The sequence below is a fragment of the Pantoea sp. X-Soil-OKNW-556 genome (genome assembly GCF_059730695.1).
The window spans coordinates 4,244,706-4,266,842 of record NZ_AP035990.1 but is presented as its reverse complement, the minus strand read 5'-3'; the positions used below and the strand labels follow the sequence as shown (position 1 = coordinate 4,266,842).

Sequence of the window (22,137 nt, the reverse complement as noted above, 5' to 3'; positions counted from 1 at the left end):
CCTTTTACTGGTCCAATGGGAGGATTAAGGTACGCCTCATTGCAACGAATGAGGAATCTGAGTGATGAAACTGTTACATGTTGATGCCAGCCCAAAAGGTGCCAAATCCAACTCTCGCGCGTTAAGTCGTTATTTTGTTGAGCGTTTGCAGGCGCAGCTGCCTGCGTTGCAGGTGGAGTATCTCGATCTGGACCAGCATCCGGTGAGCCATGTCAGCGGGGAGTTTGCCCAGGCGACTTACACACCGGAGGACCAACGCACGCCACGTATGAAAGCGGTGCTGGCAGATTCCGATCGCCTGTGTGCGCAACTGCTCGATGCCGATGCCTTGCTGTTCGCTATGCCGATGTACAACTGGAGTATGCCATCGGCCTTCAAAGCCTATATTGATGCCATTATTCGCACCAATCTGACGTATCACTTTGATGAACAACAAAATGTGATTGGAAATCTGACGCGCCAGAAAGCGCTGTTTCTGACCACGCGTGGGGCAAGCCTGCAACCGGGTTCGCCCTATGCTGACATGGACGCCTTAACGCCCGCCCTGCGTGCTGCCTTTGGCTTTATCGGCATCCAGGCGCCGCAGTTTGTCAACGCAGAACCGCTGGCATTTGCGGACCAGGCCGCACGGGAAGCGGGCCTGGCGCAGGCGTATCGCGATCTGGATGCGGTGGTGACGCTATGGGCCGATGCTGCGGTTACTGCCTGAACCAGCGTCGCCAGACGAAGCGAATAACGAAAAATTCAATCGCGCCCAGCAGTAAAAACCACAGACAAAACACAATGGTGTAAAGCTGATTCAGATCCTGCAAATGAAAGCGGGTTTGCAGGCTCTTTGCCATCGCCAGGCTAAAGGCTGGCGCAGGCAGCAGCAGCGCGGAGAGAAAGCCCAGCAGTAAAATGCCGCCAGGGATAATCAGGGTTTCTAACGGGTTTTTCATCGCAAAATTCCACAACAAGTCGCGCATATAGCGTAGCGGCGCGATTTATCGCGCGGGTTTTAAATAACCGTGAAAATAGCGCGATAAATCGCGCCGCTACCCGAATTCGTGCAATAGCATCAAATCGAGCGGGCATTAGCGCACAAAGCCCCACACGGCGCAATCCCTGGGACGACAGGCTGAATAATTTTCTTCTATTCCATCGACTTAGCAGCAGAAATAGCGAGAGTTAAGAGTTATAGCCTTTGCTATACTTAAAGCCCTGATTTTACTGTCTTTTTTTTAGTGAGTTTGCGTGCTAGACTGCGCGCACTTTTTCATTACTGAACAATAGATGCGGACAAACTCCAGGCTTATACGCCTTTTGCTCCGCGTCGACTGAAAAATCATGACATTTATCGCAACCCTGATTCTGGCCTTAGGTATGTCAATGGACGCTTTCGCCGCAGCACTTGGCAAAGGCGCGTCCCTGCATCGTCCAGATTTTAAAGAGGCACTGCGCACCGGTCTGATTTTCGGTGTGATTGAAATGCTCACCCCGCTGATTGGTTGGGCAATTGGCCTGGCGGCCAGTCGTTATGTGATGGCATGGGATCACTGGCTGGCCTTTGGCCTGCTGACCCTGCTCGGTGGCCGTATGATGATGGCGGGCTTAAGTCAGACCGCCGGTGAACCCTGTGATCCGCCGCAGCGTCACGGTTTTATGGTGCTGGCGTTAACCGCGGTAGCCACCAGTCTGGATGCCCTGGCAGTGGGTGTTGGCCTGGCGTTTTTGCAGGTGAACATCGTGATGACCGCTATCACCATCGGCGCAGCCACCACCGTCATGGCGACCACCGGCGTGATGGTGGGACGCTTTATTGGCCCGGTATTGGGCAAATGGGCGGAAGTGCTGGGAGGCGTTGTCCTGATTTGTATCGGTTCCACCATTCTGGTGGAACATCTGGGTTGGTTCAGTTAAGGTCTTTCGTATCGGCAGATTGTGCAGATGCGAAAAACCTGCAATTTTGTGATCTGGTTCAAAGTTTCTTGCTTAAAAAACAGGCTGGGGATATACTTTTTTTAGTATTTCTCAACTTATTTTTAATCAGGTGCTTTATGAAACGGTTCTTCAAATACGTGTTTCGTGCTTATGTTGAAACTTACAAACACGTACCGCCGGGTGCTTTAAACTAAGCGCTCCGCACGCAACCCTCGATAATCGCGGTCAGGGATCGACCGGTGATTATCAATGATTTTCTTATCTCTCCCGCGCATTCTCTCCCCAATTTCTCCCTGAAAACGTCGTTTTACCCCTTCAGTCATCAGATTTAGATCTGGCTATAGCCTGAGGTTATACCCCGCCACTAAACAAGCATTCGTCACCCTCGCCAGCAGCATGGAATAGTCAGCTCAGGTCCTTTTCACCTGTCTGATACGAGAAACATCATGCTGATCCCGCAACCTTATTTGCTTTTCCTTGGCGACGTAACCGATCCACTGGCGGCTAAAACCGCGCGCGGCATCCACGTCTGGCGTCCTGAGCAGTGCGTTGGCGAAATCAAACTGCCTGGCTGCACTGTGAGCCTTGGTCTGGAAGAGATCGACATCGCCACCGCCAAAGCGCGTGGCGCGAAAACCCTGGTGCTCGGCACCGCCAACGCCGGTGGTTACCTGCCGCAGCACTGGCTGGATACCGTGCGCAACGCCATCAAAGCCGGTATGAATGTTGCCAGCGGACTGCACCATCGTTTGGTGGATGAGCCTGAGCTGGTGGCGCTGGCACAGGAATTCGGCGTTGAACTGTTTGATATCCGCCATATGCGTCCGAAGCTGGACGTTGGCAGCGGCAAAAAACGTACCGGTAAGCGTGTACTTACAGTCGGCACCGACTGCTCAGTAGGCAAGATGTACACCTCGCTGGCGCTGGAAGCCGCAATGCGTGATATCGGCCTGAACGCAGATTTCCGCGCCACCGGTCAGACCGGTATCCTGGTTGCGGGTGCCGGTATCGCGATCGATGCGGTGATTGCTGACTTTATCGCGGGTGCGGTTGAAGCGTTGTCACCGGCTAACGAGGCCGATCATTGGGACATCGTTGAAGGCCAGGGTTCCTTGTTCCATCCGTCCTACGCCGGTGTTTCGATGGGTCTGATCCACGGTGCGCAGCCGCAGTGGCTGGTGATGTGTCATGAGATGGGCCGCCCACATATGCGCCATCTGCCGCATCAACCGATGGTCAGCCTGAAAGATTGCGTGGAAGCTAACCTGCGCGCCGCCACCGTCACCAGTGACTCGGTGCAACTGGCCGGTTTCGCTATCAACACCTCGAACTACAGCGAAGAAGAAGCGCGCGCCTACTGCGCCGAGGTCAGTGCCGAGTTTGGCGTACCTGCCACCGACCCGGTGCGCTTTGGTATCAGTGACATCGCGGCGCTGCTGAAGGAGCGTGGCTAAGATGCGGCGCATGCAGATTGAAGTGCTGGAGCTGCCGCTGGCGCGCCCGTTTGCCATCTCGCGTGGCACGCGCACCGCAGTGACGGTGATTCGCGTCACCCTGGAGCAGAATGGCTTTATTGGTCGCGGCGAATGTACACCTACGCCGCGTTACGACGAAACGCCAGAAAGCGTCAACGCCGAGCTGGAAGCGATGCGCGCTGACATCGAAGCGGGCCTCAGCCGTGTCGATCTGCAAACCCGTCTGCATGCCGGTTCAGCGCGTAACGCGCTGGACTGCGCGCTGTGGCGGCTCGACGCTGCGCTGGCGAAACAGTCAATCTGGCAGCTGACGCAGCAGGAGCAGCCAATTTCGGTGATCACCGCCGAAACTCTCAGCCTGGACAGCGTCGCCAATATGGCGGAAGCGGCAGCCGATGCGGTATCGCGTGGCGCGATCCTGCTGAAAATCAAACTTAATCGTGACGACATTCTGGAAAAAGTGGCGGCGATCCGCGCTGCGGCCCCGTACGCCACGCTGATTATTGATGCCAACGAAGCCTGGTCTGGTGTGGATCTGCACAGCCTGCTTAACGCGCTGCTGCCGTACAACATCGCGATGGTCGAGCAACCGCTACCGGCCGGTCAGGATCAGGATTTACAGCGTTTCACCCATCCGATTCCGGTGTGTGCTGACGAGAGTTGCCACACGCGGGAAGACATCGCGCAACTGCGCAATCGCTACGAAATGATCAACATCAAGCTGGATAAATGCGGCGGGTTAACCGAAGCGCTGGCGATGGTGGCCGAAGCACAAAAGCTGGATATGCGCCTGATGGTCGGCTGCATGCTGGGTTCATCGCTGGCGATGGAAGCGGCGCTGCCAGTGGCGATTGCGGCAGAACATGTCGATCTGGATGGCCCGATTTGGCTGGCGGCAGACAGCTCGCCATTCCTCTCCTATTCCCAGGGCCGAATCTGGCTATAACCCGCACGCGGAGCAACGATGACGGACACTTCACTTATGCACAACGCCGCCAGCGTTGCCGGTTCCGCGACTGCGCCGGTACTCGCTATTCAGGACCTCAGCGTCAGCTTTCGCGGCCGAAGCGGCGTTAGCCAGGCGCTGAAAGGCATCAATTTCGAAATACATCAGGGCGAAATCGTCGCCGTGGTTGGCGAGAGTGGATCGGGTAAATCGGTCACCTCGCTGGCGGTGATGGGGTTGCTGGCGGCGTCAGGCCGTATCGATCGCGGCAGCATCCAGTTCCGCGATCGTCGCGGTCAACTGCATCAGCTGGAAAAACTCAACGAAACCCAGCGCCGCACTTTGCGTGGCCGCGAAATGTCGATGATTTTTCAGGAGCCGATGACCTCACTGAACCCGGTGTTGCGCGTCGGCGATCAGCTGACGGAAGCGCTACGCGACCAGCAAATTTGTGGCAAAGCCGAGGCCGAAGCGCGTGCGCGCGAACTGCTGCGCCAGGTGCGTATTGCCGATGTCGATCGCGTGATGAAAAGCTACCCGCACTCGTTATCGGGTGGGATGCGGCAGCGAGTGATGATTGCGCAGGCGCTGGCCTGCGACCCGCAATTGTTGATCGCCGATGAGCCGACGACCGCGCTCGACGTTACGGTGCAGGCGCGCATTCTGCATATCCTGCGCGATCTGCAACGCGCCAAACAGATGGCGGTGCTGTTTATTACCCACGATATGGGCGTGGTGGCGGAAGTCGCCGACCGTGTGGTGGTGATGTATCGCGGCGATGTGGTGGAACAGGGCACGGTGGCGGAGATTTTCAATGCGCCGCAGCATCCTTACACCAAAGCCTTGTTGGCGGCGGTACCGAAACTCGGTGACATGCGTGAACACGCCTGGCCGCAACGCTTTCCGCTGCTCGGTGCCGCGCCAGCCGATAATGCCGAACAGCGCACCGCGCGTTATGACGACAAACCGCTGCTCGATGTCCGTGGCCTGAAAGTGTATTACCCGATTCGCAGCGGCATCTTCTCGGCGCTGACTCACCAGGTACATGCGGTGGAGCAGATCGATTTCACGCTGTGGCCGGGAGAAACCCTGGCGATTGTTGGCGAGAGCGGCTGTGGCAAATCCACCACCGGTCGCGCGTTGATGCGTTTAATCAACAGCGATGCCGACAGTATCCATTTCCAGGGTAACGAAATTGCCAACCTGAAAGAGGCACAGTTTCAGCCGCTCAGGCGTGAAATCCAGATGGTATTTCAGGACCCCTATGCCTCACTCAATCCGCGCTTAACCGTGGGGTTCACCATTGCCGAGCCGCTGCTGCTGCATGGCGTGGTGAAGTCACTGGAGGAGGCGACGCCGCAGGTGGAAGCGTTGCTGAAAAGTGTTGGCCTGCTGCCGGAACATGCGCGCCGTTATCCGCATGAGTTTTCCGGCGGCCAGCGTCAGCGCATCGCGATTGCCCGTGCAATGGCGCTGAAACCAAAAGTAATTATCGCTGACGAGGCGGTCTCTGCGCTGGATGTGTCGATTCAGGCACAGGTGGTGAACCTGATGATGGATCTGCAACAACAAACCGGTGTGTCGTGGATTTTTATCTCGCATGACATGGCGGTGGTGGAGCGTATCGCCAACCGCGTGGCGGTGATGTACCTCGGCCAGATTGTGGAGCTGGGGCCACGCCAGTCGGTGTTCAATAACCCGCAACATCCCTATACCCAACGGCTGCTGGCTTCGGTGCCGGTGGCAGATCCACAGAACCGTCCACAACGAACTTTCGAAGACAGCGAGATCCCCTCGCCGCTACGCAAGGTGGGAGAAACGGTCATTAAACCCCGTTATCGCCAGGTTGCTCCGCAGCACTGGGTCGCTGACGGCATTGTTTCGCGCTAACCCCAATACCAGGAGATTTTATGAACCCGTTTTTCCGTCGCACCTCGCTCGCTCTCGGACTTACCCTCTCCCTGGCGGCTGCCGCACAGGCGCAGGATCTGCACATCTCAATGTATGCCGATATCACTGGCCTTGATCCGCACGATACCTCGGACAACGTCAGCTATTCGGTGCAGAGCGGTATCTTTGAACGGCTGTTCCAGTTTGATGCCCAGATGAAGCTGCAACCCTGGCTGGCGACCGGCTACACCAGCAACGACAGTGCCACCGAATTCACCCTGACGCTGCGCAAAGGCGTGACCTTCCAGGACGGCACGCCGTTCGATGCGGAAGCGGTGAAAGCCAACCTTGAACGCCTCGCCGATCAGACCAAAGGCCTGAAGCGCAACAGCCTGTACAAGATGATCGCGAAAGTCACGGTACTGGCCCCGGATCAGGTCAAAGTTGAGCTGAACCAGTCGTTTGGTGCTTTTATCAACACCCTGGCGCATCCGTCGGCGGTGATGTGGAGCCCGGCAATCCTCAAGCAGTACCCGGACGAAGCGCAGCTGCGTCTGCATCCGGTGGGTACCGGTCCGTTTAAGTTTGTTGACTGGCAGCCGGGGAAAGCAGTCAACCTGACCAAATACGATGGCTACTGGCAGAAAGGTTGGCCGAAAGTCGATAACGTCACCTTCTCACCCAGCCCGGAAGATGCCACGCGCGTGGCCGCACTCAAGTCCGGTCAGGTGGATGCGATCTGGCCGTTGCCGTCCGATCTGATCAGCACCGTGCAGAACGACAGCAAGCTGGCGATCCAGCGCGATCCGAGCATTTACCTGTACTACATGGCGATCAACACCCAGCACAAACCGCTGGCGGATCTGCGCGTGCGTCAGGCGATCAACTACGCCATCGATCGCAATCTGTGGCTGAAAGTGGCGTTTGCCGGTATGGGCAAGCCAGCCAGCTCCGCCATCCCGGAAGGGGTGCAGTTCTGGCAGAAGCAGAGCGACCCGAACTACCGTTACGCACCGGATGAAGCCAAAGCGCTGCTGAAAGCGGCGGGTTATCCGAACGGTCTGGATCTGAAGCTGTGGACCACCAACGCCACTGCCAGCGTGCGTGCGGCGCAGTTCCTGAAAGCGCAGCTCGCGACCGCAGGCATTCGCGTCACCGTGACGCCAATGGATTCCGGGACGCGCAACGCCAAACTGTGGGGCGTGAAGGATCCGAAGCAGGCGGAATTTGACCTCTACTACGGCGGCTGGTCCACCTCTACCGGTGATGCGGATTGGGCACTGCGCCCGCTGTACGCCACCGAATCCTGGGTGCCGACCTCATACAACGTGTCGTACTACAGCAACCCGGCAGTGGATAAAGCGATTGCCGGTGGCCTGGCCACCGCTGACCCGGCGAAACGTGGTGTGGCGTATGCCGAAGCGCAGAAGCTGCTGTGGAAAGATGCCCCGGTCGCCTTCCTCGGTACGCCAGACAACCTGGTGGGTAAACGCAGCAACCTGAGCGGCGTGTCGATGCTGCCAGATGGCAACTTCCTGTATACCCAGGCGGCGTTTAAGTAAGACATCGCTGTGACCCTCACCCCGGCCCTCTCCCGCAAGACGGGAGAGGGAGGTAGTGATGGTGCTCGATCAGTCCCCTCTCCCTCTGGCGGGAGAGGGTTAGGGTGAGGGCCCCACCGCTCGCACCATCACAAAAAGGAAACGCATGTTCGCATACATCATTCGTCGTCTGCTGGAGATGATCCCGGTACTGCTGGTGGTCTCGCTGCTGGTATTCGGCTTCATCAAACTGCTACCGGGCGATCCGGCACGTATCTACGCCGGGCCGGATGCACCGCTGGCGGCGGTGGAAGCCGCGCGTCAGCATCTTGGTCTGAATGACCCGCTGCCGCAGCAATATCTGCACTGGCTGGGCGGCCTGTTTCGCGGCGATCTCGGCGTCACCTATCGCACGCAACAACCGGTGCTGGAAGTGATCAAAAAAGGCTTTATGCCGACCATGTGGCTGGCACTGGCGGGCTTTGCCTGGTCGGTGATTCTTGGTCTGTTTCTGGGTGTGCTGGCGGCACTGAAACGCGGTAAATGGCAGGACTGGACGCTGATGAGCGTCGCGGTGGGCGGTATCTCAATGCCGACTTTCTGGCTGGGCCTGCTGCTGATTCAGTTTGTTGCCATGCCGTTTGGTTTGTTCTCGGTCAGCGGCTTCAACAAGCCCACCGATATCATCCTGCCCGCCATTACCCTTGGCTCCTCGGTGGCGGCGGTGATGGCGCGCTTTACCCGATCTGCGTTCCTGGAAGTGGCACAGGAGGATTACGTGCGTACTGCCAAAGCGAAGGGGTTACGTAATCGGCTGGTCACCTGGAAACATGTGATGCGCAATGCGCTGATCCCAGTGATCACCATGCTTGGTTTGCAGTTTGGTTTTCTGCTGGGTGGATCGATCGTAGTGGAAAGCGTGTTCAACTGGCCGGGATTAGGCTGGCTGCTGATCGAATCGATCAAAGCGCAGGATCAGCCGGTAATTCAGGCGCTGGTTATGCTGTTTGTCTTTGAATTTATTGTGATTAACCTGCTGGTGGATCTGCTGTACGCAGTGGTTAACCCGGCAATTCGCCTGCGACAGGAGCCGTGATGAGTCTGCAATCTCTGCCTGCCAACACGCAGGAGGCGATCCGTTCGCCGTGGCGCGATTTTCTCCACGCCTTTGTGCACAATCCACTGGCGCTGGTATCGGGCGGTTTTGTGTTGCTGCTGGTACTGGTGGCGATTTTCGCCCCGTGGCTGGCCCCGTGGGACCCGATGGCACCAGACTGGATGGCGCTGTCGTCACCGCCGTCTGCCGCGCACTGGATGGGCACCGACGATCTCGGTCGTGACCTGTTCAGTCGCATTATCTTTGGCGCACGTATCTCGTTATATGTTGGCGTTGTGTCAGTCACGCTTGGCATGGTGGTGGGCGTGATGCTTGGCTTGCTGGCGGGCTACTATGGTCGCTGGATCGACATGCTGATCATGCGTGGTTCTGATGTGCTGTTCGCCTTCCCCGGTATGCTGCTGGCGATTGCGGTGGTGGCCATTCTCGGGCCAGGTCTGAATAACGTGATTATCGCGGTGGCGGTATTCAGCGTACCGGTGTTTGCCCGCATCGTACGTGCGTCGACCTTATCGCTGAAGCAGGCCGCCTATGTGGAAGCGGTACGCTGCGCCGGTGCGCCGGACCGGGTGATCCTGCTGCGCCATATCCTGCCGGGTACGCTGTCGAACGTGATTGTCTACTTCACCATGCGCATCGGCACCAGTATTCTCACCGCAGCCGGACTGAGTTTTATTGGTCTTGGCCCGGAGCCGGACGTCCCGGAGTGGGGCAACATCCTCGCGATGAGCCGCAACATGATGATGGCGGGCATGTGGCACGTTAGCGTCTTCCCTGGACTGGCGATTTTTATCACGGTGCTGGCGTTTAACCTGCTGGGCGATGCCCTGCGCGATACGCTTGATCCCAAACTGAAGAGTTAAACATGGATTTTCAACAGATGCAGCGCGACCTGCTGCTGCAACGCTGGCGTGAAACGCGCCAGCTCGGTCAGCCGCGCAGCGCCTGTGGGCCGACCAACCTGATCAGCGATGTTCCCGGCGTGCGCGTCGGCCATGCCACGTTGGCCGAGGGTGAGATCCAGACCGGCGTCACCGCGATTGTGCCGCCGGGCGACAATCTGTTCCAGCAACCGCTGCCCTGCGCGGCAGCGGTGTTTAACGGCTTTGCCAAGCCGGTTGGTCTGGTACAGGTGGAGGAGCTGGGCGAATTGCAGACACCAATCCTGCTCAGCAACACCCTGGCAGTCGGCACGCTGTTTACCACCCTGGTGCGTGATGCCATCAGCCGCAACCCGGAGCTGGGCCGCAGTTTGCCTACGGTTAATCCGCTGGCGCTGGAGTGCAACGACGGCTGGCTGAACGACATCCAGGCGCTGGCGGTGACGGAAGCGCTGGCGCAGCAAGCCCTGCACCAGGCGCAGCCCGATTTCCCCCGTGGCAGCGTGGGGGCCGGGCGCGGTATGAGCTGCTTCAGCCTGAAAGGCGGCATTGGCAGCGCCTCGCGTCTGATCCCTTCATTGAATGCCACTCTGGGCGTGCTGGTGCTGGCGAACTTTGGCGCACTGACGGCGTTAACGCTGGATGGCGTGCGCCTCGGCGAGATGATCTCCCCGTTGCTGCCGGAACTGACGCCACAGCGCGATGCGGGTTCCATCATCATCATTATGGCGACCGATGCGCCGCTGGATGCTCGTCAGTTGAAGCGCGTGGCAAAGCGCGCGGGTGCCGGCCTGGGACGTCTTGGCAGCTACTGGGGTCATGGTTCCGGCGATATCGCGGTAGCCTTTTCCACCCAGGGCCAACCACAGCCACCGGATGATGCGGCGCTGGAACCCTTGCTCGCTGCCGCCGCCGATGCCACTGAACACGCGGTGCTGGATGCGTTGCTGAGTGCCGAAGCCGTTACCGGCTTCCGCGGCCACCACCGCCCGGCATTGACGGATGTTTTAGACAAACTGGCGCAACCATAACTTCCCGGTATTCTTGCGCGATAAATCGCGCCGCTACGAATGAACGCACGTAATGTCGCGATTTATCGCGTAATGCTTGTCAGTTAAGCCTCAGTCATGCCGGAACGCATAGCGTTTCGGCCTCTTTTTTACCGCCCGTGGATAATGCCTCTGCCTTCGCTTCGGAAGCACGAAGCTTCCTGCCATCTCCATTATTTCATTTATTATTCGCGGGATTTTTCCCGGTGCTACGGCGGGCAGGATGCTTAGCTGGCCCGTCAGATAAAGCGCGGCCTGCTTAAAGCCCATCTGATAAGGTTCCACATTCTTCAGGCTGTAAGCCATCTGCGCCATCATAAAGCGCAGGAGATTGTACGCCAGTGCAACGCCCCATAACTCCTGTCTCACCAGCTCCGGTTTTTTACTTCTCAGCGTCAGTTCATTGTTCAGTAGATGCTGTTTCATCTCCCGGAAGCCATGCTCGATTTCCCAGCGATACCCGTAAAGCTCAACGATATCCGCCTTCGGATAACGACGCGCATCGCACATCGAGGTCAGGATTTGTACTGTTTTCCCGTTAACCTGCTTGCTTATCAGCCGCGCCGTCAGTGTCTCCGGCGCATCTTTCCATTTTTTGCGCGCCTGCCACGACAGGTCGAACTCTACCAGCTCGTGGCCTTTGTCCAGCTTTTTCAGAACCCGGTACTTTGCATCTTTACGCAATGGAAGCATCCAGTGTCGCCCTGTCCCGGATGTCTGCCAGTAGTGCAGCAGGCCGAGCGCATAGAAGCCTTTATCCAGTATAGTCAGTGAGTTATCGGGAGTCTGTTTCACCAGCCCGGCGGCAAGGTCAACTTCGCTGGTTTCTGTCACACTGCCAAAACTCACACCTGACAGCAGATGGCTGGTCACTTCCATCTGGCAGACCATGCGTAACTGCGGCCAGTCAGAGCGGCTGTGTATATTTGCCGTTCGTCCAAAAGCGGCATCGTTTTCCGGCGTATCGGGCGCACGCCATAGCGTGCCATCGACGGCCAGCAGGGTCAGACCATTCCAGTTCGACAAGGGTGTTTTGTCGAACCAGAGCTGGCGGGACTTCTCAAAAACCAGACGAACAACATCTTCACCGAGTCGCTGACGCGCCTGCACCACGGCGCTGGGCGCGACAAAAGGACGTTTACCCGGTAACACGATATCCAGATGAGAAACAATCTGGTTCATGGAAAGCGAACGAAACAGGGACATGCCGGTAACAGCCCAGACCATCATATCCATTGGGAGGCGGCGTTTTCGCAGAGTCACGACACCGGTATCAACCAGACATTCATCAATGAGTTCGGGTGAGAGCAGATCGGAAAGCGCAGAAAATTCTTTCGGCGTAAAGTTCAGGACGGTATCGAGAGCCTGGCTGAGTAACATAAAAAAATCCGTAATCCCCGGGAGATTACAGATTTTTGCAGAACTACAGGATCGTTCAATCGATCATTTCATGCTTAACTGATCGGCATTACGCGATTTATCGCGCGGTTTTGGCTTGTAACATGATTAACGGAACAAACATCACCCTATGAAAATCTTTATCTCCGCCGATATCGAAGGCATCGCGGGCGTGATGCGCCCGGAACAATGTTCACCCGGCCATGCGGAATATCAGCTGGCGCGTGGATTGATGGAACAGGAAGTCAACGCCGCCATTGACGGGGCATTTGCCGGTGGTGCCACCGAGGTGGTAGTGGCTGACAGCCACGCGCAAATGACCAACCTGCGCGCAGAAAATATCGATGCGCGAGCCCGGCTGGTGCAGGGCAAACCTCGCGGTTTGTCGATGGTCGAAGGGCTGGAGCAGCAACCGTTCGATGGCCTGTTTTTTATCGGTTATCACAGCGCGGCAGGAGAGCCGGGCGTGCTGGCGCACACCATTAACGGTCGCGCGTTCTGGCGCATCCATATCAACGGCAAAGTGATGGGCGAGAGCGATATCTATGCCGCTGCGGCTGCCGAACAGGGCACACCGCTGTGGCTGGTGAGCGGCGACGATCAGCTCAAGGGTTGGATGGGCGAGCATTATCCATCGGTGGACTACGTCTGCGTAAAACGCGCGATTTCCCATACCTGCGCAGAATCCATCAGCCCGCAGGCGGCGCAAAACGCCATTCGCGCGGCGGCGACGGCGGCAGTGCAGCGTGCCAGTCAGGTCAGCACCACCCGCCTCAGCGCCCCTTATGAGATGCAGCTCCAGGCGAGCAAACCGGTGCTGGCCGATCTGTTCAGCCTGATCCCCGGTGTAACACGTATTGATGCGGTAACGGTGGGCTATCGTGCCGAGCAGATGGGGACACTGATCAGCCTGCTGAGTGCCTTCTCATATCTGGCGAGTACGCAAAATTAAGCCACATCGCGCGCAGGTCGTACCGCTTTCCTGTGCGGCTTTTGGTAACCTGCGCGCGATTTTTTTATTCCAACGAGGCAGTCATGCAGCTTTGCAGTTTTTATCTTATTGACCAGGCAACAAAAAGTTATGGAATCGTGCAGGAACAGGGTGTGGTGGATATCGGCAAACGCCTCGGTGCCGAATGTCCCGACCTGAAAACCCTGCTGCAACGTGGTGCGCAGAGCGACCTGGCAGCGTTCCACGCGCTGCCTGCCGATTACCCCTTCAGTGCTATCCGTTTTCTGCCGGTGATTGAGAATCCGGGTAAGGTGTTTTGCGTTGGGATGAATTACGCCGACAAACGCAAAGAGTTTGCTGAAACGCTTGAAGCGCCGACCTTATTTGTGCGCTTTGCTGATTCGTTGGCGGCTCATGAGCAGCCGCTGCTGAAACCGGTCACTACCCAGGAGTTCGACTATGAAGGCGAGCTGGCGGTGATCATCGGCAAACCGACGTATCAGGTCAAAGCGGATGAAGCGTTGGCCCACGTCGCCGGTTACAGCTGCTTTATGGATGCCACCGTGCGTGACATGCAGTTCACCTGGTTCACTGCCGGGAAAAACTGGCCGCAAACCGGGGGTTTTGGCCCGTGGATGACCACCGCGGATGAGATCCCCGATCCACAGCAGTTGGCGATTAAAACCTGGCTGAATCAGCGTGAAGTACAGAACGACACCACCGCCAGCATGGTGCATCCGGTAGCGAAGATCATCGAATACATCTCGGCATTCAGCCCGCTGGCGGCAGGGGATGTGATCATCACCGGTTCACCGGGCGGCGTGGGTAAGAAGCGCACGCCACCGCTGTTTATGTTCCCCGGCGATGAGATTGAAGTGGAGATCGAAAAAATCGGACGCCTGCGTCACCCTATTGCGTGATAAATCACGCCGCTACTGATGGGTGCAATCATTTGTAGCGGCGCGATTCATCGCGCGGGTTTTGGTGCTTAGCGCGTAAACGTCACCACACGGCTGCGGTTCAGCAGCAGCCGCACGCTATCGCCGCTGCGCGCCAACACAAAACGTTTTTCCCACGGACCATCCAGCGCGGTAGCCAGCACGCGATCGCCGCCCAGCGATTGCAGCGTGGCACGAATCGCCGCCGGGCCGATGCCCATCGTCAGCGCATCCCCTTCAATCACCATTTCACTGCGCCACTGCGGCGCAAACCAGCGTCCTTGCAGGTTATCGAGGCTGGCGCTATCGGGCTGCACCGGCACAAAACGGCGCGCGGCATGGCCGATTTCACCAACAATCGCCGCACCGTCGTGGCGTAACTGCATGGGGAAGGTACTGGAAAGGGAGACGGCGTCGCCGTGACGCTCGTCGCGCCACAGGGTTTCACCGGCACCGAGCCAGGTGGCGGTAACGCCGTTAATCTCCAGCCAGTCGGCGGCATCCGGTGCCACATACAAACCGGGCGTCAGATCGTGCCCCTTCTCCGGCAACGTGCGGCCCAATGCCGCCGCCAGGATACGCAGTGCGCTTTCGGAGGTGGTGATATCTTCGCGGTTGGCGACCAGAGCTACCCCAATCTTCAGTTCCGGGTGCAGCAGGAAGTAACTTTTATAACCGGCATGGGAACCGCCATGACCAAACAGCGTCTGGCTACCGAGCGTCGAGCTGGTGATGCCAAGGCCATAACCGCTGGTGCGTCCATCGTTGAGATTGCGCGGCGCACTCAGCCGTTGCAGCACGCCTGCACCGGGACCGGTGTCTGCCAACAGTGTTTGCAGCCAGCGCGTCAAATCATGCAGGCTGCCGGTCACGCTGCCGGATGCCGACAGATGCAGACCGGCGCTTGAAAGCTGCCACTGCTGCCCATTATTCCAGTAACCCGGCACCAGGCCGGGGACGATATCAAACCAGCTTTCCGGGGCGAACAGGTTGATATCCAACGGTTCGCAGACGTATTGCTGCAACAGGTCGTTGAACAGCACGCCTTTGGCTTTCAGCGCTTCTTCCACCAGACGATAACCGGTGTTGGTGTAGGAAATCTCGCTACCGGGCGGATAACTGAGATCGCCTTCGCGCGCCACGAAAGCCAACAGGTCGGCGGCGGTGGTGGCGTTGTAGACCGACAAACCGAGCAGCGACAGGGTTTCACGCACATCCGGCAAACCGCTGCTCATATCCAGCGCCTGGCCGACGGTTACTGAACCATTAGCGCCGGTCAATTGCGGCAGATGCTGGGCCAGGGTGTCTTCCAGTCGCAGATAGCGGCGGCCTGGCCCGGTCACCAGTGCGGCAAACAGATGTTTGGTGATGGAGGCAAAGCGCACCACGCTGTCGGCGGTGAACGGCGTTTGTTGGGCCAGATCGGCCAAACCGGCACAGTGGGTAGAGTGAATATGGTGAGCATCGAACAGCACGATGGCCCCGCCGGGTGCGCCGGGTTGTTGCCAGCTTTGCACAATTGAGTTTGCAACATCTGCGGCCTGTTGCCAGTGGGCTGTCATGCCGGTTCCTCCAGCGTCATGCTGAGATCAAAAAGTTGCGCGGTGTGCGGATGCTGGATGCGGCGGGCGCGCAGGTCATCGGCGCTTAGTTGCTCCACCATCTCGCCATGTTGCATCACGCCAATGCGCTGACACAGGTGCGTCACCACCGCGAGGTTGTGTGTCACCATAATGTAGGTCAGTTTGCGTTCGCTGCGAAGATCACTAAGTAAATTAAGGATTTCCGCCTGCACCGACACATCAAGTGCGGAGGTCGGTTCATCCAGCAGCAGCACTTCCGGCTCGGCAATCAACGCGCGGGCAATCGCCACACGCTGACGCTGCCCACCGGAGAGCTGGTGGGGATAACGGAACCGCACCGCCGCAGGCAGGCCCACTTCGCTCAGAGCCTGGCTGATGCGTTGCTCGGCGCGATCGAGCTGATGTACCAGCAACGGTTCGTGCAGGATACGGTCAATGGTCTGGCGTGGATGCAGCGAACCGAACGGGTCCTGAAACACCATTTGCACCTGACGAAAAAAGGCCCGGCTGCGTTTGGCACTCAGCGCCTGACCACCGAAGGTCATGCTGCCTTGCCAGTGTTCATTCAGGCCCGCCAGCGCCCGCAGGATGGTGGATTTGCCGGAACCGCTTTCGCCGACCAGACCAAAACTTTCGCCGTTACCAACGGCAAAGCTGACGCCTTTCACCACGGTGTGCGCACCAAAGGCGATGCGCAGATTATCGATTTGAATCATGTGTTTTGCTCGTTTAGCTAATCATCCGATCCAACTCGCGCGATAAATCGCGCCGCTACAGGCCGCTACAGGCCGCTACAGGCCGCACCAGACCGTGGCGGCGCGATTCATCGCGCAATTTCGGAAACGCTTATTAATCCCGCCACGCCGCATCGCGCTGCAACACCGGCAACCGCTCGCGCGGATGGCGCAACGATGGCAGGCAGGCCAGCAATCCGCGGGTATAAGGATGCTGCGCCTGTTGTAGCTGCCCGGCTTCCAGCAATTCGACGATCCGTCCGGCGTACATCACCGCCACGCGATCGCAGAAATGCGACACCAGCGGCAGATCGTGGCTGATCAGGATCAACCCCATGCCGCGCGCAGAAACCAGATCGTCAATCAGTTTCAGGATCTCGGCCTGCACCGTGGCATCCAGCGCGCTGGTGGGTTCGTCAGCAATCAGCAGCTCCGGGTCCGGTGCCAGCATCATGGCGATCATCACGCGCTGGCCCATGCCGCCAGAAACTTCATGCGGATAGCGTTTTGCCACCGTCTCGGGATCGCGGATTTTGACCTGTTCCAGCAACTCAATCGCCGCCTGCATCGCCGCTTTTCTGCTGCCGCCTTTGTGCTCGCGCCAGGCTTCGGCAATCTGCTGGCCGATGGTCATCACCGGATTCAGCGAATATTTCGGGTCCTGCAAAATAAAACCAACGCGTTTGCCGCGAATCTGGCGCAGCACTTTTTCGCTGGCGCCGCGCAGATCGATACCATCAAAACGCAGCACATCTGCCGTGACTTCGGCATTGCCCGGCAGCAATTGCATCAGGCTGCGCGCTGTCAGCGATTTGCCGGAGCCGCTCTCGCCAACAATGGCGAACTTCTCGCGGCCAACGCTAAAGCTGACGCCACGCACTGCTTCAAAAGTCTCAGCACGATTGCGGAAGGCAATGCGCAGATTTTCAATTTCCACCAACATTTAGCGCTCCTTCGGGTCCAGCACGTCGCGCAGACCGTCGCCAAGAAAGTTGAACGCCAGCGACGTCAGAAAAATAGCGATACACGGCATCAGCGGCACCCACCATTCGCTGAACAGGAAACGGCGCGCGGTCGCGATCATCGTGCCCCATTCCGGTGAAGGTGGCTGTGCCCCCATACCGAGAAAGCCAAGGCTGGCAGCGGTGATGATGATCGAACTCATGTCGAGGGTGACGCGCACAATCAGGCTTGGCACGCACAACGGCATGATATGGCGCAGAATAATGCGTAATGGCGCTGCCCCGGTCAGACGACTGGCTGCGATAAAATCGCTGTTGCGGAACTGCAACGTCTCCGCACGCGCCAGGCGCGCATAGGGCGGCCACGCGGTGAGGGCGATGGCCAGCACCGCACTTTCGACACCCGGTTTCAGTGCGGCGACAAATGCCAGCGCGAGAATCAGGCGCGGGAAGGCGAGGAAGATATCGGTCAGACGCATCAGCGCCTTGTCGACAAATCCACCGGCATACCCGGCGATACAGCCAATTAACAGGCCGAGCGGGGCGGTCAGCAACACCACGGCGATCACCATGCCAAGCGTGGTGCGCCCGCCATAAATGATGCGCGTCCAGACATCGCGCCCCAGTTCATCGGTGCCGAGCCAGTGTGCCCAGGACGGTAACGCAAGGCGGTTATCCAGATGCTGCGCGCCAGGATCGAACGGTGTCAGCAGCGGGGCAAACAGCGCCAGCAGCAACATCAGGAAAATGACCAGCAGCCCCGCCATCGCCAGCGGGTTACTGCGCAGGCTGAGCCACAGACGATAGCGACGGCCCCACACCGCCTGACGGCGGTTAGCTGGCGTGTCATCAAGTAGCCAGTCACGAGAGAAAAAGATCATTTTACGCGCGGGTCCCAAAGTCGATAGAGAAGGTCAGCCAACTGGTTTAGCAGCACATACACGGTGCCGACCAGCAAGGTTGCGCCCACCACCGGGTTCATGTCGGCATTCATCAGCGAGGTGGTGAGATACTGCCCGAGGCCCGGCCAGGCAAAGACGTTTTCCGTTACCACCGCGCCTTCCAGCAGTCCGGCATAGGTCAGCGCCAGCACCGTCACCAGTTGCACCGCCACGGTGGGGAAGGCGTGACGCCAGATCACCCGAGCCGCAGATAAGCCCTTGGCGCGTGCCGTAATCACGAACTCGCCGCTCAGGGCGTTGAGCATAAAGGTACGCGTCATACGCGTGATGTAGGCCATGCTGAAATAAGCGAGGATCAACACCGGTTGCGCCATATGCGCCAGCGCATCGCGGAAAGCGTCATATTCACCTGCCAGCAGCGAGTCGATGGTGAGGAAACCGGTGACCTGCGGCACCATATCCTGCCAGATGATGTCCTGACGTCCCGGTCCTGGCGCGATACCCAGCACCGCGTAGAACACCAGCAAACTGAGTAACGCCAGCACGAACACCGGCAGCGAGTGGCCGGCGAGGCACACTACGCGGATGGTTTGATCCACCCAGGTGCTTTGCCGCACCGCCGCCCACACGCCCAGCGGGATACCGATCAACGCGGCGATAATAATCGCCGCCGTTGCCAGCTCCATAGTGGCAGGGAAGAAACGTGCGATATCGGTGGTGACCGGATTGGAGGTCAGAATCGATTTGCCGAGATCGCCATGTAACAGCTGATTGAGGTAATGACCAAACTGGATGTAAAGGGGCTGATCCAGCCCCATCTCCGCACGTACGCGCTCCACAACGGACTGAGGCGCGTTATCACCGACCGCTGCCAGCACCGGATCGGTGGGCATCACGCGGCCAATGAAAAAGGTCAAAACCGACAGGCCAAACAGCGTCAGCACCAGGCTGCTCAGGGTGCTGACGATTTTCTTCAGTAACGGCATCAGGCTTTTTTCACCTGCTCATACGGCCATTGTTCCAGCACCGTCATATGGACATCGCTGATATTTTTGCCGACGGCGACGTTTTTGGTTTTCTGCATCATGTAGATAAACGGACTCTTCTCGCGACCCAACTGCTGAATCTGGTGATACAACGCAATACGTTTGGCCGGATCGGCTTCGTGCAGCGCCTGCTCGGTCAGCTTGTTGAACTCATCATCAGACCAGCTACAACGCCAGGCCAGCGTGCGGTTGCGCGCGTTGTCGCTGTTGTCGGTGTTAACGCAGAAGGCTTCGGTATTGGAGTTCGGGTCGAAGTAATCCGCACCCCATACGGTCAGCGCCAGTTGATGCTGACGGGCGCGCATTTTGGTCAGTACCTGACGGTTTTCCGCCGCAATCAGCGACACTTTGATGCCAATCGCGCCCAGTTGGGTCTGAATCGCCTGGGCGATATCCGGGTAGGGCTGCATCGAGTAGTGGTCGAGGGTGATTTCAAACCCGTCCGGATAACCCGCTTCCGCCAGCAACGCTTTGGCTTTGGCGACATCTTTATGGAATGGGTTGTCGTCCAGCGCTGCCGGGAAACCACTCGGCAGGAAACTCTGATGGGTGGTGAAGCTCATCGACAGAATGTTTTTCTGGATGCTGTCGTAATCCAGCGCCCATTTCAGGGCCTGCCATATCTGCGGTTTTTTCAGGTATTCGTTATTGGTGTTGCACGACATCAACATCACGGACGAGAGGGACTGATTGACCAGATTGACCGCAGGATCGTTTTTTACCTGCAACAGTTGTTCGGTGGTCAGGTCATAAGCGGCATCGACATCGCCTTTTTTCAGCATCAGTGCCTGGGCCGCCGGGTCGGCAATATGCTTCAGGATCACGCGTTTAATTTTGCTTTGGTTGGCAAATTGCGGGCTGAGTTCCAGAATAACGGTTTCGCTGGCTTTCCAGGTGCGCAGGGTAAAGGCACCGGAACCGGCGCTGTGCTGTTTCAGCCAGGCGTTACCGAAGTCGTTGTTCTGCTGGTTCGCCAGGCACGCTTTCTTCGATACGATGCTGCCGACGGTGGCTGACAGGCAATACAACAGGAAGCTTTCAGCGGCCGGTGCGCCCAGTTTCATCTCCAGCGTATGGGTGTCTTTCGCTGTCACCAACTGGGTGACGTTATCTTTGGTAAAGCCAAATTGGTTAATGATAAACGCCGGGCTTTTATCCAGTTTCACGATACGTTCGATGGAGAACGCTGCATCTTCGGCAGTAACGGGCGTGCCGTCGGCGAATTTAGCCGCCGGATCGATGTGAAAGGTATAAACGCTGTTGTCGGCGTTCACTTCCCAGCTTTTTGCCAGCGCGCCAATCACTTTGTCGGCCTGCTGAGGGTCCGGCATGACCAGCTTCTGATACAGGTTGCCGCAGATCTGGCCGCCGATAGCTTCAAAGCTTTCATGCGGGTCGAGGCTGGTCATGTTATCCAGCTGCATCGCCATCACCAGCATGCTGGGGGGCGTGGCAGCAAAGGCAGAATTGAGGCTGAGATACGAAAGGAAGGGCACTGCGGTGCATCCTGCAAGAAAACGTCTTCTGGTTACCATGACAACTCCAACTTATTGATTATTAAAATAAAAAAATTATTATTTGCTGTTTTTTGTCTTGACATTCCCGCCGGGCAGGAGGATTAATAACAGGCATTAAGCCTTTTGTTTCATACGCAGCCGCTTGCCCTATTTCGGTGCATTGTGCCCCGTCAACTGGCAGCGTTTGCGCTTTCCCCTGAACAAGAAACGGATACAACATGTCTGACTCGCCGAACGCCAACCGGATTGCCATCCCGGTTTTTGATGGTCACAACGATGTCCTCAACAAACTGTGGCAACACCATCAGCCCGATGCCGTGAATGTTTTTTTCAACGGCACTGAATCAGGCCAGATGGACTTTCCCCGCATCCGGCACGGAAATATGGTAGGTGGGATTTTTGCCACCTGGGTGCCATCACACCCGCTAGTTGCAAGAAGTGCGCCAGACCTCTCAGATTTTCCTCATGAAATTATCAGCACTGCGCGCGATGCCACCTTCTCCATGCTGGCGTTATTGCTGCGGATTGAGCAGGCGTCGCAGGGCCAGGTAAAAATCTGCCGCAGCGTGCGTGATATTCGTGAATGCATGAGTAAAGGGGTTCTGGCGGTGGTGATGCATGTTGAAGGGGCGGAAGCGCTGGATACGCATGGCGAGCTGCTGGACATCCTCTACGCCAGCGGGTTACGTACCCTGGGGCCGCTATGGAGCCGTCCGAACCAGTTTGGCGACGGCGTCCCCTTCCGTTATCCCTCCTCGCCTGATATCGGCAATGGTCTGACGGCGGCAGGTAAACAACTGGTGCGTGACTGTAACCAGCGCCGCATCATGGTGGATCTGTCACATATGGATGAAAAAGGTTTCTGGCACACCGCTGAGATCAGCGATGCGCCGCTGGTGGCGAGCCACTCCAATGCGCATGCGCTGAGTGCCCAGTCACGCAATCTCACCGATCGTCAACTGGCAGCGATTGCGGAAACTCAGGGTTTTGTCGGCGTGAACTTTGCGGTGCCGTTCCTGCGTGAAGACGGCGATCGTCACGCGCCCACCACGGTGGACGCCATCGTGCGGCATGTGGAATATCTGCTGGAAAAAGTGGGTGAAGATGGCGTCGGCTTTGGTTCCGATCTGGATGGCGCGACCATGCCGGGCGATATGAAAGACGTGGCCGGTTTCCCGCTGGTGGTGGATGCGCTGGCGGCGCGCGGTTATTCGCAAGAGTTGCTGGAGAAAATTTGCTACGGCAATTGGCTGCGTGTGCTTGAAGCCACCTGGGGCGAATAA

General features: G+C 57.8%; 21 protein-coding genes. 13 read left to right on the top strand and 8 right to left on the bottom strand.

The features are described 5' to 3' along the window. Positions 1 to 64: 64 nt before the first annotated feature. A complete protein-coding gene (locus AC6I8T_RS19900) occupies positions 65 to 709 on the top strand; it encodes an FMN-dependent NADH-azoreductase (protein ID WP_497834256.1) in 645 nt (214 codons plus the stop codon). On the opposite strand, the gene AC6I8T_RS19895 is transcribed toward AC6I8T_RS19900, so the two are convergent. After that, positions 699 to 941 carry a DUF1158 domain-containing protein gene (locus AC6I8T_RS19895; protein WP_084877774.1) on the bottom strand — a complete coding sequence of 81 codons (243 nt, stop codon included), beginning with the start codon at positions 939 to 941 and terminating at the stop codon, positions 699 to 701. The genes AC6I8T_RS19900 and AC6I8T_RS19895 overlap by 11 nt on opposite strands. Positions 942 to 1,329: 388 nt before the next feature. Between AC6I8T_RS19895 and mntP the strand changes: the two genes are divergently transcribed. From mntP to AC6I8T_RS19850, 9 genes are all read left to right on the top strand, one after another. Next, the gene (gene mntP, locus AC6I8T_RS19890) at positions 1,330 to 1,902 is read left to right on the top strand and encodes a manganese efflux pump MntP (protein ID WP_208724378.1); all 573 of its coding nucleotides are present in this window, start codon (positions 1,330 to 1,332) and stop codon (positions 1,900 to 1,902) included. Then, positions 1,821 to 2,117, top strand: coding sequence for a hypothetical protein (locus tag AC6I8T_RS19885; protein ID WP_497829719.1), 297 nt, complete (start codon positions 1,821 to 1,823; stop codon positions 2,115 to 2,117). The genes mntP and AC6I8T_RS19885 overlap by 82 nt, the downstream gene beginning before the upstream one ends. 252 nt (positions 2,118 to 2,369) lie before the next feature. Continuing rightward, positions 2,370 to 3,377 (top strand): N-acetyltransferase DgcN, encoded by a 1,008-nt coding sequence (gene dgcN, locus AC6I8T_RS19880; protein WP_021184967.1) that lies wholly within the window; start codon positions 2,370 to 2,372, stop codon positions 3,375 to 3,377. Between the two features lies 1 nt (position 3,378). After that, positions 3,379 to 4,344 carry an N-acetyl-D-Glu racemase DgcA gene (gene dgcA, locus AC6I8T_RS19875; RefSeq protein ID WP_021184966.1) on the top strand — a complete coding sequence of 322 codons (966 nt, stop codon included), beginning with the start codon at positions 3,379 to 3,381 and terminating at the stop codon, positions 4,342 to 4,344. A gap of 18 nt (positions 4,345 to 4,362) precedes the next feature. Continuing rightward, entirely contained in the window at positions 4,363 to 6,234 is a 1,872-nt protein-coding gene (locus tag AC6I8T_RS19870) for an ABC transporter ATP-binding protein (RefSeq protein WP_497834255.1), read from the top strand. Between the two features lie 20 nt (positions 6,235 to 6,254). Beyond that, entirely contained in the window at positions 6,255 to 7,796 is a 1,542-nt protein-coding gene (locus AC6I8T_RS19865; protein WP_021184964.1) for a glutathione ABC transporter substrate-binding protein, read from the top strand. A 145-nt stretch (positions 7,797 to 7,941) separates the two neighbouring features. Beyond that, positions 7,942 to 8,871 (top strand): ABC transporter permease, encoded by a 930-nt coding sequence (locus AC6I8T_RS19860; RefSeq protein ID WP_021184963.1) that lies wholly within the window; start codon positions 7,942 to 7,944, stop codon positions 8,869 to 8,871. Further along, positions 8,871 to 9,755: an ABC transporter permease subunit gene (locus tag AC6I8T_RS19855; protein ID WP_208724374.1), complete on the top strand. Its 885-nt coding sequence runs from the start codon at positions 8,871 to 8,873 to the stop codon at positions 9,753 to 9,755. Before AC6I8T_RS19860 ends, AC6I8T_RS19855 begins: the two co-directional genes overlap by 1 nt. A gap of 2 nt (positions 9,756 to 9,757) precedes the next feature. After that, positions 9,758 to 10,804: a DmpA family aminopeptidase gene (locus AC6I8T_RS19850; RefSeq protein ID WP_208724373.1), complete on the top strand. Its 1,047-nt coding sequence runs from the start codon at positions 9,758 to 9,760 to the stop codon at positions 10,802 to 10,804. Positions 10,805 to 10,894: 90 nt separating this feature from the next. Here AC6I8T_RS19850 and AC6I8T_RS19845 read toward each other — a convergent pair whose 3' ends face one another. After that, on the bottom strand, positions 10,895 to 12,202 hold the full coding sequence (locus AC6I8T_RS19845; protein ID WP_303465395.1) for an IS4 family transposase: 1,308 nt from the start codon (positions 12,200 to 12,202) through the stop codon (positions 10,895 to 10,897). A 148-nt stretch (positions 12,203 to 12,350) separates the two neighbouring features. Here AC6I8T_RS19845 and AC6I8T_RS19840 point away from each other — a divergent pair, with 148 nt between their 5' ends. Both AC6I8T_RS19840 and AC6I8T_RS19835 read left to right on the top strand, forming a co-directional pair. Next, positions 12,351 to 13,172, top strand: coding sequence for a M55 family metallopeptidase (locus tag AC6I8T_RS19840; RefSeq protein ID WP_021184960.1), 822 nt, complete (start codon positions 12,351 to 12,353; stop codon positions 13,170 to 13,172). Between the two features lie 83 nt (positions 13,173 to 13,255). Further along, positions 13,256 to 14,092: a fumarylacetoacetate hydrolase family protein gene (locus AC6I8T_RS19835; protein WP_497834254.1), complete on the top strand. Its 837-nt coding sequence runs from the start codon at positions 13,256 to 13,258 to the stop codon at positions 14,090 to 14,092. Positions 14,093 to 14,160: 68 nt separating this feature from the next. Here AC6I8T_RS19835 and AC6I8T_RS19830 read toward each other — a convergent pair whose 3' ends face one another. From AC6I8T_RS19830 to AC6I8T_RS19805, 6 genes are all read right to left on the bottom strand, one after another. Beyond that, positions 14,161 to 15,672: a serine hydrolase domain-containing protein gene (locus tag AC6I8T_RS19830; RefSeq protein WP_497834253.1), complete on the bottom strand. Its 1,512-nt coding sequence runs from the start codon at positions 15,670 to 15,672 to the stop codon at positions 14,161 to 14,163. After that, on the bottom strand, positions 15,669 to 16,409 hold the full coding sequence (locus tag AC6I8T_RS19825) for an ABC transporter ATP-binding protein (RefSeq protein WP_021184957.1): 741 nt from the start codon (positions 16,407 to 16,409) through the stop codon (positions 15,669 to 15,671). The genes AC6I8T_RS19830 and AC6I8T_RS19825 overlap by 4 nt, the downstream gene beginning before the upstream one ends. A gap of 133 nt (positions 16,410 to 16,542) precedes the next feature. Continuing rightward, positions 16,543 to 17,370, bottom strand: coding sequence for an ABC transporter ATP-binding protein (locus tag AC6I8T_RS19820; RefSeq protein ID WP_021184956.1), 828 nt, complete (start codon positions 17,368 to 17,370; stop codon positions 16,543 to 16,545). Beyond that, positions 17,371 to 18,270 carry an ABC transporter permease gene (locus tag AC6I8T_RS19815; RefSeq protein ID WP_021184955.1) on the bottom strand — a complete coding sequence of 300 codons (900 nt, stop codon included), beginning with the start codon at positions 18,268 to 18,270 and terminating at the stop codon, positions 17,371 to 17,373. Further along, entirely contained in the window at positions 18,267 to 19,277 is a 1,011-nt protein-coding gene (locus tag AC6I8T_RS19810; RefSeq protein ID WP_021184954.1) for an ABC transporter permease, read from the bottom strand. Before AC6I8T_RS19810 ends, AC6I8T_RS19815 begins: the two co-directional genes overlap by 4 nt. Next, positions 19,277 to 20,872, bottom strand: a complete 1,596-nt coding sequence (locus tag AC6I8T_RS19805) for an ABC transporter substrate-binding protein (protein WP_208724370.1) — start codon at positions 20,870 to 20,872, stop codon at positions 19,277 to 19,279. Before AC6I8T_RS19805 ends, AC6I8T_RS19810 begins: the two co-directional genes overlap by 1 nt. A 200-nt stretch (positions 20,873 to 21,072) precedes the next feature. Here AC6I8T_RS19805 and AC6I8T_RS19800 point away from each other — a divergent pair, with 200 nt between their 5' ends. Continuing rightward, complete coding sequence (locus AC6I8T_RS19800; RefSeq protein WP_021184952.1) at positions 21,073 to 22,137, top strand: dipeptidase; 1,065 nt, start codon at positions 21,073 to 21,075, stop codon at positions 22,135 to 22,137.